Raw genomic sequence first — 13,177 nt, 5'->3', positions numbered from 1 at the left:
CCGATCAGGTCTGGTCGGGTGCCTGCGAAAACTGTGCGGCGGCGACCTCGTCGTCGGTGGGCAAGCGCAGCGACAGCAGCCCGGCGAACGTGTCCGGCTCGAGTTCCACCCGGTTGACGGTGACGTGTACCGGCACCCAGTCGGTGTCGTTGCCGGGCAACCGGAGCACCCGACTTGTCGCGCCGTCAGCGAATTCCGTTGTCATCGAGGCCACTACGTGCTCGTCCTCGGGGTGAACCCGCTGCGTGTCTTCGTTGCCCCGCCAGTCGTAGAACGGCGCCGGGTCGTCGAGCCACTTGAGCAACGTCCAGTTCTTCAGGTCGACGAGGGCGCGATGGACACCGGCCTGCGCCAGGCCGTTGAGGATCCGCTGCGCCAGGTCGCCGGTGGCCGCCGGACTTTCCCTGCGCTCGGCACGCCAGTTCATCGCGCGCGCCACCAGATGGTCGCGGCCGTCTGGCCCCGGTTCGATCGCACTGCGCGCGGTGAAGCCGATCCGAATCGGGTTTCCTTGCCAATCAGTGAGATCCCATGTGCTGCACAGTGTCTGGCCTGGCTCGGCCCGAACCGCCATGGCCAGCACCTTGGTTTCGTTCGGGTTGAGTTCGCGGGAGGGCAAGTCTTCGGCAAAGGCCCTGCCGTAGGTGACCTCGGCCTCGGGATTCTTGCCGCTGTTGGCCAGCGACTCAGGAGTGTCGGTGGCCACACCGCGGGTGAGGTCCCATTTCAGCGGGCCGGGAATGGGCCGCTCGGGGGGTTCCTCGTCGATCGGGCCGGTCCACACGTGCACGCCATGGATCCGGCCGTCGGACATCACCACCGGTTCGGTGCGGATGACGCGGTCGCTTTTCGGGGTGATGCTGGTGAGAGCCTGACCGGTCTGGACCGACTCGGCTACCGCGGTACGGACTGCCGCAAGGTAGGGACTGCGGCGCAGAAAGCTGGTTATCGGGACGAGGTTCTTGAGCTGACGGCCCTGCGCAACCACAGCGGGCTCGTCCCCCATCGTCTCCACGAGCAACCAGTCGTGGCCCATAGGGCTGCAGTTTACTGACCGGGGGCCGGTTGCCTGCGACGGCGTCATCGGTGCAGGCCGCAATGGTGCCGGTGGCGTCTGGCCGCCGGGTGCCGCGATTGCGGAATCCGTTGCGGGCAAAGCGGATAACGCTGGCCGACGAATAATACCCCGCGATTGCGCGCCAGATTGTTGACGATAGCGTCAAAACCGTTGTCCCGGCGGGCTTTGGGCGTCAATGAGGCGTTGTGTGCGGGAATCCTGTGACCACTGGTCAGTTGAGCGCGGCGGTAGGTATCTGGGCGTGGTGCAACGTAATTGGGTCTCACCTGGGGTGGTTTGTCATACCGCCGGACGGAATCGGCCTCGGGAACTTCGCGAATCACGTGCTCGGCTTGTTGCGCTTGCGCCGTCGAGCCAGGTAGGTTTCTGCTGCGCTCCCGATTGGGCAGTGTGTGCGGATTGTGTTGTCAGGCCGTCGCAAAGCGGATCCGTGGAGGACGATCGTCGAGGGGTCGGTCGCCCGTCCATCGGACTTTCCAACGGCTTTCGTGATTCGGGATCACGTCAATCCTCGTTCACCACTTGCCGATTGACGTCTGTTGGTTGCTCCGAAAGTCTTTCGCCTACGAACCGGATGGAAGACTTTCGCGAGCGCCGAAACCTCCGGCTCCACCGGCACTTCTGCCCGGGACGGCGTGCCTGACGCTCCGAGCCAGGCCCCCACTGCCGCCGCCGCGGGCATTGAGGGTCACCACTGTGGCGTTCCCGCGCGATCCGGCGGGGGTGATCAGCCGTGCGGGCGGTTCGGTGGTTGCGGCAGTTGCGCGCATGGCCGATGGCGACTCGCTGGCGCCCGATCTTGGGCCGCTGACGACGATCCTGTCCGCGCCGAGTCGGATGCCGGAGCTGCCGACGCGCATCGCGCCGGGGAGCAAGCCCGGTTCCACCACTGGGCCGGTGACGCCGACGGCACGCGCGCCGCCGAGGCCGATCAGGCCGGTGACGCCGCTCCTGCTTTCCATCCCGGCGGTTGCGCCCGAGCCGCCGGTCGCGCGATTGCCGTCCATCGATGACTCGGGTTTGGCCTTCGGTAACGGATTGTCACGGCGGTTGGTCTGCTCAGCCGGTGTGCCGGTGGGATTGCCGGTGGTTGCGGCGTTGTCGGTCTCCGCTGTCGCGTACGCACCCGCACCGGATTTCAGAACCTGCACCAGATTCTGATGGAAAGCCGCCGCCTGCGCGCCCACCGTCTGATAGCCCTGCGCGTGGCCGTTGAAGAACGTCGCGACCGCTGCCGATACCTGATCCTGCGCAGAGGCTACGAGAGCGGTCGTCGGGGTCGCCGCGTTCGCGTTGGCCGCGCTGATCGTCGCGCCGATGCCTGCCAAATTCGTGGCCGTGGTCCCCATAACTTCGGGAGCCGCGTTCACAAACGACATACGACACCTCCGAATTCGAATTCCGACAGACTCGGCCAGTGTCTGATCGCCATCGCACTGCAACGGATATGAGCACTGTAAAGCCATTTTCGGGGAATGGAAGTAACAATTTTTTCAAGGTATCCGGAACGGATGCTCCGACCGCGGAACAACGGGGGAAGGACCGCTGCGGCCGTGCCACCGAATTTACCGGCGACGTTCAGCACCCCTGGTTAGCGCACCGTCCTCGGTCCAACGCCGCGAGCACCAGCCTGAGTACCCGTACCGCGCCCGCCTTGTCCAGCGGATCGTTGCCGTTGCCGCATTTGGGTGACTGCACACAGGACGGGCAGCCACGCGGGCACTCGCAGGCTTCGATGGCCGCGGCGGTGGCGCCCAGCCAGGTACGCGCCTTCCGAAAGCCGCGTTCGGCGAAGCCGGCACCCCCGGGATGGCCGTCGTAGACGAAAACCGTCGGCAGTCCCTCGGGGCCGAGGGCGGTGGACAGCCCGCCGATGTCGCCGCGATCGCAGCTGGCCACTAGCGGCAGCAACCCGATGGCCGCGTGCTCGGCGGCATGCAGCGATCCTGGTACCTGTAGCGGATCAATGCCGTTGCGGTCCAACGTCTCCGGATCGATCGTGTACATCACCGAGACAGTGGGCAGCGAGCTCTGCGGCATGCTCAATTCGACGAAGTCGATCACTTCGCCGTCGATGCGGCGGCGCAGGTACCCGACCACTTGGTGGGTCACCGTCACCGGGACCAAGCCCAGCGTGACGGGACCGAAGGTGCGACGCTCACCGGGGCCGGTGACGGTGATGTCGGTGATCTCGCGCGCGAACGTCGAGTATCCGGGATCCTCGGCACGGACGAAGGCGAGGCCCTCCTCGAGGTCCAACGAGTCGACGACGTAGCTCTCGCCCTGATGCAGGTAGACCGCTCCGGGGTGCACCGACGACGGCGCCTGCCCCGCTCCGGTGCTGCCCAGCAGGCGGCCGGTGTCCGCTTCGACGATGACGATCTCTCCGCCGATGGATCCCCGGATGTCCACTGCGCCATGGGGTTCGACTCCCGGTGCGGGGAAGTACCTGCCACCCCGGCGCTTCAGCAGGCCGTCGTCGACCAGTCCGTCGACCACGTCCACCGCGTCCAGCACGCGGACCTCCGCGTCGTCCAGCGGCAATTCCGTTGCCGCACAGAGAAGTTGAGGTCGCAGGATGTAGGGATTGGTGGGATCGATCACGACGCGTTCAACCGGCTTGTCCAACAACGCGGCCGGATGATGGACGAGGTAGGTGTCCAGCGGATCGTCGCGCGCGATGAGCACCACCAGTGCGCCCTGCCCGCGCCGCCCCGACCGTCCGGCCTGCTGCCAGAACGACGCGACCGTGCCCGGGAACCCCGCCAGCACCACCGCGTCCAGACCTGCGATGTCGACGCCGAGTTCGAGCGCGTTGGTGGTGGCCAGTCCACGTAGCAGACCCTCGGCCAGGGCCTGCTCCAATTCACTGCGATCCTCGGCCAGATAGCCCGCCCGATAGGACGCCACCAGCCCCGACAGCTGCGGGGCGACGTCGTCCAGTCGCGCCCGCGCCCCCAACGCGGTCAGCTCGGCGCCGCGACGGGACCGCACGAACGTCAACGTCTGCGCGCCCTCCACGATCAGGTCGGCCATCACCCGAGCCGCCTCGGCGCCCGCCGACCGGCGCACCGGAGCCCCGTGCTCCCCGAGCAGGTCGGTCCGCAACGCGGGTTCCCACAACGCGACCGTCCGTCCCCCCTGCGGTGATCCGTCGTCGACCACGTCGAGGACCTGTTGGCCGATGAGTTCGGTGGCGGTCGTGCCGGGGGAGTCGGTGGTCGCGCTGGCGAAGATGACCGTCGGATACGAGGAGTAGCGCGCGCACAGCCGTAACAGGCGGCGCAGCACCATCGCCACGTTGGAACCGAACACCCCACGGTAGTAGTGGCATTCGTCGACGATCACGAACCGCAGTCCGCGCAACAGCACCCCCCAGCGGGCATGGTTGCGCAGGATCGACAGGTGGATCATGTCGGGATTGGAGAACAGCCAGCGCGAGCGCTCCCGGGCGAAGCGGCGGACTTCGGCGGGCGCGTCGCCGTCGTAGGCCGTGGGTGCGACGTCAACGAGGGGAACCGCGGTGACCAGGGCGTGGGCAGCGCGCAGCTGGTCGTGACCGAGCGCCTTGGTCGGCGACAGGTACAGCACCCGGGCCCGTGGGTCGGAGGCCAGCGCGTTGAGCACCGGGAGCTGGTAGGCCAGCGACTTGCCCGAGGCGGTGCCGGTGCTGATCACCACGTGGCGTCCGGTGTGCGCCAGCTCGGCGGCCCGCACCTGGTGCGACCAGGGGGTGCGAATCCCGCGTTCGGTGAAGGCGCGGACCACCTCGGGCCGGGCCCAGTCGGGCCAGTCGGCGGGTTGGGCGGGCCGCGGCGGCAATTCGGCGACATGGCGCAGCGGATGCTCGCCGGGGGCGGTGCCGGCGAGTGCGGCGGCAAGCAGTTCGCTGCCGAAACTCGCCATCGTTAACCTTTCCGAGCGTCCGGGCCCGCTGCCGCAGCCGCCGAGTGACGCTTACGTAAATTGAGGCTCCGTCCGGCGACCTGCGCTGCCAACAGGCTGTTGCCTACGCGACGAACGTGGTTGACTGAGTGCGGTCGTAGCTTCTGTGTTCGTGTCAAACTTTCGCAGGATCGACGTTGCGATCGCGGTTCCTGCGAGGTTATCTGTCGGGTGAAGTTCCGGCGACTCCGCGAGGTATGGCGGTCGTGACGGGCCCGGGGCACCGAACGGCGGTGCCCCGCACCCAGAAGAAAAGGAAAGATCAGAGAGATGCCACAGGGAACTGTGAAGTGGTTCAACGCGGAGAAGGGGTTCGGTTTCATCGCCCCCGAGGACGGTTCCGCGGATGTTTTTGTCCACTACACGGAAATCCAGGGGACGGGCTTCCGCACCCTCGAAGAGAACCAGAAGGTCGAGTTTGAGATCGGCCACAGCCCTAAGGGCCCCCAGGCCACCGGAGTCCGCTCCCTTTAATCCGAGCAGATTCTGAAAAGAAACCCCCCGGCGCAGTCCCGCTCTTGCGGGACCCGCCCCGGGGGGTTTCCGTTATTGGCACCCACTTACGCCTCTGGTCACGCCGCGCCGCACGCGGACCGACCCTGGCTCGGTCCGCTGCCTTACTGTCTGTGGCGTGAGCCAGCTGTCCTTCTTCGCCGCGGAGTCGGTACCGCCCGCGGTCGACGATCTGTGTGGACTGCTGGCCGCGCCCGGTCAGATCGTCACGGTGGGGTCCGGAGCCAGGGTGTCGGTGGTGGTGGATCGGCCTTGGCGGGCCGCCGCGCTGGCGGAGATGATCACCGAAGCCGGACTGGTCCCGGAGATCACCCGGACCGACGAGGATCACCCGTTGGTCCGCACGGCGGTGGACCCGCGATTGTGCAATATCGCCAAGGAGTGGACGAGGGGCGCGGTCAAGACGGTGCCGCCGCGCTGGCTGCCCGGGCCGCGGGAGTTGCGGGCGTGGACCCTGGCCGCCGGCACCCCGGAAGCCGACCGGTACCTGCTGGGTTTGGATCCGCACGCGCCGGACACCCATTCGCCGCTGGCGTCGGCTCTGATGCGGGTCGGGATCGCACCCACCCTCATCGGCACCCGCGGGGCTCGGCCGGCGCTGCGGATCAGCGGCCGCCGCAGGCTATCGCGCCTGGTAGAGAACGTGGGGGAGGCTCCCGACGACCCCGAGTCGGCAGCCCAGTGGCCCCACGTCTGAGCGGTCGCACAGGCCCGCGATGGGGTCGGCCGGTTTGCGCAGGCCCGCCCAATGGTGCGAAATTGTCAGTTGCCCGCGGGGCGAAGGGGACAGCGCGTAGGTCCACTGGCCGGAAACTGACCGGAAACGGACCGGATTTCCGGGAATTTCAGGGAGTCGACCTGTCATTCTTCCCTGCGGGGGCGGTTCCGCGAGGGGACCGATAGATCGAGATGGAGCGTAAGCGCAGGTGGCCAGCAACGGGAGCACCCGGCGACTCGTGATCGTCGAGTCGCCCACCAAAGCGCGCAAGCTGGCCGGTTACCTGGGCGCCAACTACATCGTGGAGTCGTCCCGCGGCCACATCCGGGACCTGCCCCGCGCCGCCGCCGACGTGCCCGCGAAGTTCAAGTCCGAGCCGTGGGCACGGTTGGGGGTGAACGTCGACGCCGACTTCGAGCCGCTCTACATCATCAGCCCCGAGAAGAAGAGCACCGTCACCGAGTTGAAGGGCCTGCTCAAAGACGTCGACGAGCTCTATCTGGCCACCGATGGTGACCGGGAAGGCGAGGCGATCGCCTGGCACCTGATGGAGACCCTCAAACCGCGGATCCCGGTCAAGCGGATGGTGTTCCACGAGATCACGGAGCCGGCCATCCTCGAGGCCGCCGAGAACCCGCGCGATCTCGACATCGACCTGGTCGACGCGCAGGAGACCCGCCGCATCCTGGACCGGCTGTACGGCTACGAGGTCAGCCCGGTGCTGTGGAAGAAGGTCGCGCCCAAGCTGTCGGCCGGCCGGGTGCAATCGGTGGCGACCCGCATCATCGTGCAGCGCGAACGCGACCGGATGGCCTTCCGCAGCGCGTCGTATTGGGACATCCTGGCCAAGCTGGACGCGAGCGTGTCCGACCCGAAGGCGCAGCCGCCGACGTTCACCGCGCGCCTGACCAACGTCGACGGTTTGCGGGTGGCCACCGGCCGTGACTTCGACTCGCTGGGTCAGCTACGCAAGGCCGACGAGGTCACCGTTCTGGACGAGTCCGCCGCCACTTCGATCGCCGAAGGCTTGCGTGGCGCTCAGCTCTCGGTGGCGTCGGTCGAGGAGAAGCCCTACACCCGCCGCCCGTATCCGCCGTTCATGACCTCGACGCTGCAGCAGGAGGCCGGCCGCAAGCTGCGGTTCTCCTCCGAGCGCACGATGAGCATCGCTCAGCGGCTCTACGAGAACGGCTACATCACCTATATGCGGACCGACTCCACGACGCTGTCGGAGTCGGCGATCGGCGCCGCGCGCAACCAGGCGCGCCAGCTCTACGGCGAGGAGTACGTGGCCCCCTCGCCGCGCCAGTACACCCGCAAGGTGAAGAACGCCCAGGAGGCGCACGAGGCGATCCGGCCCGCCGGTGAGACGTTCGCCACCCCCGACGCGGTGCGTCGCGAGCTCGACGGTGACGAGTTCCGTCTCTACGAGCTGATCTGGCAGCGCACCGTGGCCTCCCAGATGGCCGATGCGCGTGGCACCACGCTGAGCCTGCGGATCGAAGGCCGCTCGGGTGAGCGGCAAGTGATCTTCTCCGCCTCTGGCCGCACCCTGACCTTCCCCGGCTTCCTGAAGGCCTACGTGGAAACCGTGGACGAACTGGCCGGTGGCGAAGCCGACGACGCCGAGCGCCGGCTGCCGCAACTGACCCCCGGACAGCGTCTGGATGCCGTCGAACTCACACCCGACGGGCACTCCACCAACCCGCCGGCCCGCTACACCGAGGCATCGCTGGTCAAAGCGCTCGAAGAGCTGGGCATCGGACGGCCGTCGACCTACTCCTCGATCATCAAGACGATCCAGGACCGCGGTTACGTTTACAAGAAGGGCAGCGCCCTGGTGCCGTCCTGGGTCGCGTTCGCCGTAATCGGTTTGCTGGAACAGCATTTCGGCCGTCTGGTCGACTACGACTTCACCGCGGCGATGGAAGATGAGCTCGACGCGATCGCCTCGGGTAACGAGCAACGCACCAACTGGCTGAACAACTTCTACTTCGGCGGTGAGCACGGCGTGGCCGACTCCGTTGCCCGATCCGGTGGATTGAAAAAACTGGTCGGCATCAACCTCGAAGGTATCGACGCGCGAGAAGTCAACTCCATCAAGGTTTTCGACGACGCGTTGGGACGCCCGGTCTACGTTCGGGTCGGCAAGAACGGCCCGTATCTGGAACGTACGATCGCCGGTGACGACGGCGAGTCGACTCCGCAGCGGGCCAACCTGAACGATTCGCTGACTCCCGACGAGCTGACTCTGGAAGTGGCAGAAGAACTTTTCGCCACTCCGCAGGAGGGGCGCGTGCTGGGTGTGGACCCGGAAACGGGTCACGAGATCGTGGCCAAAGATGGGCGCTACGGGCCGTACGTGACGGAGATCCTGCCCAAGTCCGAAGACGACGAAGGCGATGCCGCTCCGGCGAAGAAGGGCAAAAAGCCGACCGGTCCGAAGCCGCGCACCGGTTCGCTGCTGCGCAGCATGGACCTGCAGACGGTCACACTCGAGGACGCACTGAAACTGCTGTCCCTGCCGCGGGTGGTCGGCACCGACCCCGCATCCGGTGAGGAGATCACCGCACAGAACGGACGCTACGGCCCATATCTCAAGCGCGGCACCGATTCTCGATCGCTGGCCACCGAGGACCAGATGTTCACCATCACCCTCGACGAGGCGCTCAAGATCTACTCCGAGCCGAAACGCTCTGGGCGACAGGCTGCTTCGGCACCGCCGCTGCGGGAGCTGGGCACCGATTCGGCGTCGGGCAAGCCGATGGTGATCAAGGACGGCCGGTTCGGTCCGTACGTCACCGACGGCGAGACCAACGCCAGTCTGCGCAAAGGCGACGACGTGTTGTCGATCACCGACGAACGCGCCTCCGAACTGCTCGCCGATCGGCGGGCCCGCGGCCCGGTGAAGCGAGCCGCGAAGAAGACGGCACGCAAGGCCACGTCGAAGGCGGCGGCCAAGAAGGCACCGGCGAAGCGCGCGGCCAAGCGCACCTAACCCGCGCCGCATCAGGCGCACCTAACCCGCGCGAGCAAGCGCACCTAACCCGCGCGAGCAGACGCGAAAGCCCCTTGTTTCGGCACGAAACAGGGGCTTTCGCGTCTGCTCGGCATCAGTGCCGTCTGGTCGAGACCTCCTCGGCTTCGTCCGAAACCTCGCTGCAGGCAGCGAGATTCAGCGGACGCGCCAACTGGGTGGGCGCCGCGCGACCACGCAGCTCGACCACCTCACCCACGTCCCAGCACAGCGCCTCAGAGTCCAGCGCCCCGCTGACCGCGATCGCCGACGCCAGCACGTGGCCCTCTTCCAGTTTGGCCAGCTCGGTCAGCCGGGCGGCCTCGTTGACCGGGTCACCGATGACGGTGTACTCGAACCGGGCCTGGGCGCCGATGTGGCCGGCTATGGCCCGGCCGGAGGAGACGCCGATGCCGAATTCGGCGGACCCGAGCACCGGGATCAGTTCGTCGTGCAACTCACGGGCCGCCGCCAACGCCGCTCCCGCGCCGTCGGGATGCTCGATCGGCGCGCCGAAGATCGCCAGCGCCGCGTCGCCCTGGAACTTGTTGACGAACCCGCCGTGGCGGCCGACGGTGTCGACGACGACCCGGAAGAACTCGTTGAGCAGGTGGACGACTTCGGCGGGCGGCCGGGTAGCCGCCAACTGGGTCGAGCCCACCAGGTCCACGAAGAGCACCGCGACGTCGCGTTCCTGCCCGCCCAGTTCGGTACCGCGCTCGAGCGCCCGGCGGGCGACGTCCTCGCCCACGTAACGACCGAACAGGTCGCGCAGCCGCTGCCGCTCCGAGAGGTCGCGGACCATGTCGTTGAACCCGGCCTGCAGCAGTCCGAGCTCGCTGGCGTCGTAGATCTGCATGTGGGCGTTGTAGTTGCCGCGCTGTACCTCCGACAGGGCCCAGCGCAGCTGGCGTAGCGGGTCGGCGATGGACATCGACACCAGCAGCGTGCCGGCCGCCCCGATGGCCAACGCCGCCAGCGCCAACAGCAGGATGGGGTTGAACAATGCGCTGGGTGAGGCGTGCAGCAGCGCGATCTTGTCCGAAACCACGGCCAGCACGATCGCCACCAGCGGCACCGCCGTGGACAGAACCCAGGTCAGCATCAGCCGCAGGATGACGCCGGGTGCCCGCACGTTTTCGGGCACCCCGCTGCGCAGCGCCGCGACCGCCACCGGGCGCAGCACCCGCTCGGACTGCAGATAACCGATGATCCCCGTCGCGGTGGCGCCCAGGGCGTTCGCAACGACCACCACCGGCACGGCGTGCCGGGCCACCGACCAACTGGCGATCACGAAGACCATGCTGCCGACGGCCCAGGACACCGCGCTGACCACCGTGCGATAGAACGGCATCCGCAGCGCTCGGGTGCGGGCCAGTTCAGTGGTGGACGGGTCGGCTTCGACCAGCAGGTTGTCGCGACGCTGCCAGCGGAAAACCGGCATCAGCAGGCGCAGGTTCCAGGCGAACCCGAACAGAAACAGCAAGATGACCGTGGCAACGAAGATCACCACGTTGGCAGGCGGGAGGTCCTGTAGCTGGATGCGGTCGCGGGGCGGCAATCCGTAGCGCAGGAAGCCCAACACGAACAGCCCGCCGATGATGTCGGCCTGCAACATGCTCAGGGAGAAGACCGGCCACGGGGTGCGCACCACCCACCGTGCGAATGCAGCGATTCGCCGGGGGAAGGTCGCCACCGTGTTCACGAACCCACCGTATCGGTCAGCGGCGACTCGTCGGTAACCGGAAATGGGCCCGCCATGCCCTCCGACGAGGGCGAAAGCCGGGCAAAGATCACGGAATTGTCGCGAAACGGACGCTGATCGGTCTCTGTCGGAGGCGCTCACTACTGTTGCCGATGATGACGGGAGTGTTTACGCGGCTGGTAGGCCAGGAAGTCGTGGAAGCCGAGCTGTTGGCGGCAGCCCGGGACGCCCGCAGAGATAGTCGGGGTGACCAGGCTCACGCGGCTTCGAGCCCCGGAACTATGACACATGCCTGGCTCATCACCGGACCGCCGGGCTCGGGACGTTCGGTAGCCGCGCTGTGCTTCGCCGCCGCGCTGCAATGTACGTCGGAGTCCGAGCCCGGTTGCGGGAGTTGTCGGGCGTGCACGACGACCATGGCGGGCACCCACGCCGACGTCCGGCGGGTCATTCCCGAAGGTCTGTCCATCGGTGTGGACGAGATGCGCGGCATCGTGCAGATCGCCTCGCGGCGCCCGACCACCGGCCACCACCAGATCGTTCTCATCGAGGACGCCGATCGGTTGACCGAGGGGGCCGCCAACGCGCTGCTGAAGGTCGTCGAGGAGCCCCCGCCGTCGACGGTCTTCTTGCTCTGCGCACCCTCGGTGGATCCCGAGGACATCGCGATCACGCTGCGCTCCCGGTGCCGGCACGTTGCGCTGGTGACGCCGTCCACCGAGGCGATCGCCCAGGTCCTCGTCGACGGCGACGGGCTGGATACCGAGACGGCGCAGTGGGCGGCCTCGGTCAGCGGCGGTCACGTCGGGCGGGCGCGCCGGCTGGCCACCGACCCCGAAGCCCGGCAACGACGCGAGCGGGCGCTGGAACTGATCCGCGATGCAACCCGGCCCTCACGGGCCTACGCCGCCGCGGAGGAGTTGGTCGCCGCCGCCGAAGCCGAGGCGGTGGCGTTGACCGCCGATCGCGCCGAAGCGGAGACCGAGGAACTGCGCACGGCGCTGGGGGCCGGCGGTACCGGCAAGGGCGCCGCCGGGGCGATCAGGGGTTCCGCCGGAGCGATCAAGGACCTGGAACGACGGCAGAAATCCCGTCATACCCGTGCCTCGCGGGACGCGCTGGACCGTGCCTTGATCGATCTGGCCACCTATTTCCGCGATGCGCTGGTGGTTTCGGCGAACGCGGGCCGGATTCGGGCGAACCATCCGGACATGGCCGAGCGGGTGGGCGCGCTGGCCGCGCACGCCAGCCCCGAGCGACTGTTGCGCTGCGTGGAGGCCGTCCTGGCCTGCCGCGAAGCGCTGAGCACCAACGTCAAGCCCAAATTCGCGGTCGACGCCATGGTGGCCACGATCGGCCAGGAATTGCGCTGACGACGGGGCGGCGGTCGGACTTGGGTCGGTCCGGCGCTCTGCCGTAGACTCGTGCCGCCCGAAGCGGCAGGCCGCCTTAGCTCAGTCGGTAGAGCGATTCACTCGTAATGAATAGGTCAGGAGTTCGATTCTCCTAGGCGGCTCCAACTCGCGGCGACGGCACACGCTACCGATGGTGCGGCGGTGCTTCGTCGCGCAGTCGGTCTTCGTCCCACGCCGTTCGCATCAGGTCCTCGTCGGCGAACCGCTCGAGATCCTCGCGGGTGATGCGCGGGCGCGGTTTCGGCGTATCGGGTGCCGAGGCCGGCGGTTCGGAACTCACGAATCCATTCTCTCAGCCACCCGTTGACTATCCGGACGCGCCGGGAGTGCCGAAGAGGATCCCGCGGGCGCCGCCGGGGCCGGCGGTGCCGGGAGTCGCGGGTGGAGAAGCGGTTCCGCCCGGGCCACCGTTTCCGCCGTTGCCGATCAGCTGCGCGGACCCTCCGACGCCGCCGTTTCCCCCGCCCCCGGGAGAAGTACCGGCGCCGAGTGCGAAGCCGCCCCTTCCGCCGGCCCCGCCTGCTCCGCCATTGCCGTACAGCAGCCCGCCGCCGCCCCCGCTCGCGCCGGCCCCGCCCTTGCCGCCGCTCTCGCCGCCGATACCACCCGCGATGTCGCCGCCGCGGCCCCCGCCGCCGCCGGCTCCACCACTGCCGAAGAACATCCCGCCGGCCCCACCTAGGCCGCCGGATCCGCCGCTGCCCCCGTTCTTGCCGGGCCCGAAGTTGGCTCCGCCGGCCCCGCCGAGGCCGCCACCGCCCCCGTTGCCGGCGATCAGTCCACCGCT

The 13,177-nt window shown here is 68.0% G+C and carries 9 protein-coding genes, 1 tRNA gene and 1 pseudogene; 5 read left to right on the top strand and 6 right to left on the bottom strand.

Annotated elements, in window-relative coordinates; all coding sequences use genetic code 11:
- Positions 1-4: 4 nt before the first annotated feature.
- The 3 genes from AC5Y46_RS25320 to AC5Y46_RS25310 form a co-directional block, all read right to left on the bottom strand.
- Positions 5-1,036 carry a PAS domain-containing protein gene (locus AC5Y46_RS25320; protein WP_499943404.1) on the bottom strand — a complete coding sequence of 344 codons (1,032 nt, stop codon included), beginning with the start codon at positions 1,034-1,036 and terminating at the stop codon, positions 5-7.
- A gap of 605 nt (positions 1,037-1,641) precedes the next feature.
- Complete coding sequence (locus AC5Y46_RS25315; protein WP_499943405.1) at positions 1,642-2,457, bottom strand: PE family protein; 816 nt, start codon at positions 2,455-2,457, stop codon at positions 1,642-1,644.
- Positions 2,458-2,656: 199 nt separating this feature from the next.
- Positions 2,657-4,984 carry a DEAD/DEAH box helicase gene (locus tag AC5Y46_RS25310; protein ID WP_499993683.1) on the bottom strand — a complete coding sequence of 776 codons (2,328 nt, stop codon included), beginning with the start codon at positions 4,982-4,984 and terminating at the stop codon, positions 2,657-2,659.
- Between the two features lie 309 nt (positions 4,985-5,293).
- Here AC5Y46_RS25310 and cspA point away from each other — a divergent pair, with 309 nt between their 5' ends.
- The 3 genes from cspA (at position 5,294) to topA (ending at position 9,252) form a co-directional block, all read left to right on the top strand.
- On the top strand, positions 5,294-5,497 hold the full coding sequence (gene cspA / locus AC5Y46_RS25305; protein ID WP_003419650.1) for a cold shock protein CspA: 204 nt from the start codon (positions 5,294-5,296) through the stop codon (positions 5,495-5,497).
- A 157-nt stretch (positions 5,498-5,654) separates the two neighbouring features.
- Positions 5,655-6,233: a hypothetical protein gene (locus AC5Y46_RS25300; protein ID WP_499943408.1), complete on the top strand. Its 579-nt coding sequence runs from the start codon at positions 5,655-5,657 to the stop codon at positions 6,231-6,233.
- 229 nt (positions 6,234-6,462) lie between these two features.
- On the top strand, positions 6,463-9,252 hold the full coding sequence (topA, locus tag AC5Y46_RS25295) for a type I DNA topoisomerase (RefSeq protein ID WP_499993682.1): 2,790 nt from the start codon (positions 6,463-6,465) through the stop codon (positions 9,250-9,252).
- A 115-nt stretch (positions 9,253-9,367) separates the two neighbouring features.
- On the opposite strand, the gene AC5Y46_RS25290 is transcribed toward topA, so the two are convergent.
- The gene (locus tag AC5Y46_RS25290; RefSeq protein WP_499993686.1) at positions 9,368-11,020 is read right to left on the bottom strand and encodes an adenylate/guanylate cyclase domain-containing protein; all 1,653 of its coding nucleotides are present in this window, start codon (positions 11,018-11,020) and stop codon (positions 9,368-9,370) included.
- A 110-nt stretch (positions 11,021-11,130) separates the two neighbouring features.
- Between AC5Y46_RS25290 and AC5Y46_RS25285 the strand changes: the two genes are divergently transcribed.
- Both AC5Y46_RS25285 and AC5Y46_RS25280 read left to right on the top strand, forming a co-directional pair.
- Positions 11,131-12,348: a DNA polymerase III subunit delta' gene (locus AC5Y46_RS25285; protein WP_499993681.1), complete on the top strand. Its 1,218-nt coding sequence runs from the start codon at positions 11,131-11,133 to the stop codon at positions 12,346-12,348.
- A gap of 70 nt (positions 12,349-12,418) precedes the next feature.
- Positions 12,419-12,494, top strand: a tRNA-Thr gene (locus AC5Y46_RS25280).
- 20 nt (positions 12,495-12,514) lie between these two features.
- Here the strand turns inward: AC5Y46_RS25280 and AC5Y46_RS25275 are convergent.
- Positions 12,515-12,670 (bottom strand): hypothetical protein, encoded by a 156-nt coding sequence (locus tag AC5Y46_RS25275; RefSeq protein WP_499943411.1) that lies wholly within the window; start codon positions 12,668-12,670, stop codon positions 12,515-12,517.
- Positions 12,671-12,697: 27 nt separating this feature from the next.
- Positions 12,698-13,177 (bottom strand): annotated as a pseudogene (locus AC5Y46_RS25270) (PE family protein); the annotation flags it as partial.

This window comes from Mycobacterium sp. NGS59, from assembly GCF_059812345.1.
Note: the sequence above shows the minus strand (reverse complement) of the source record. Positions and strands in the feature narration are given on the sequence as shown.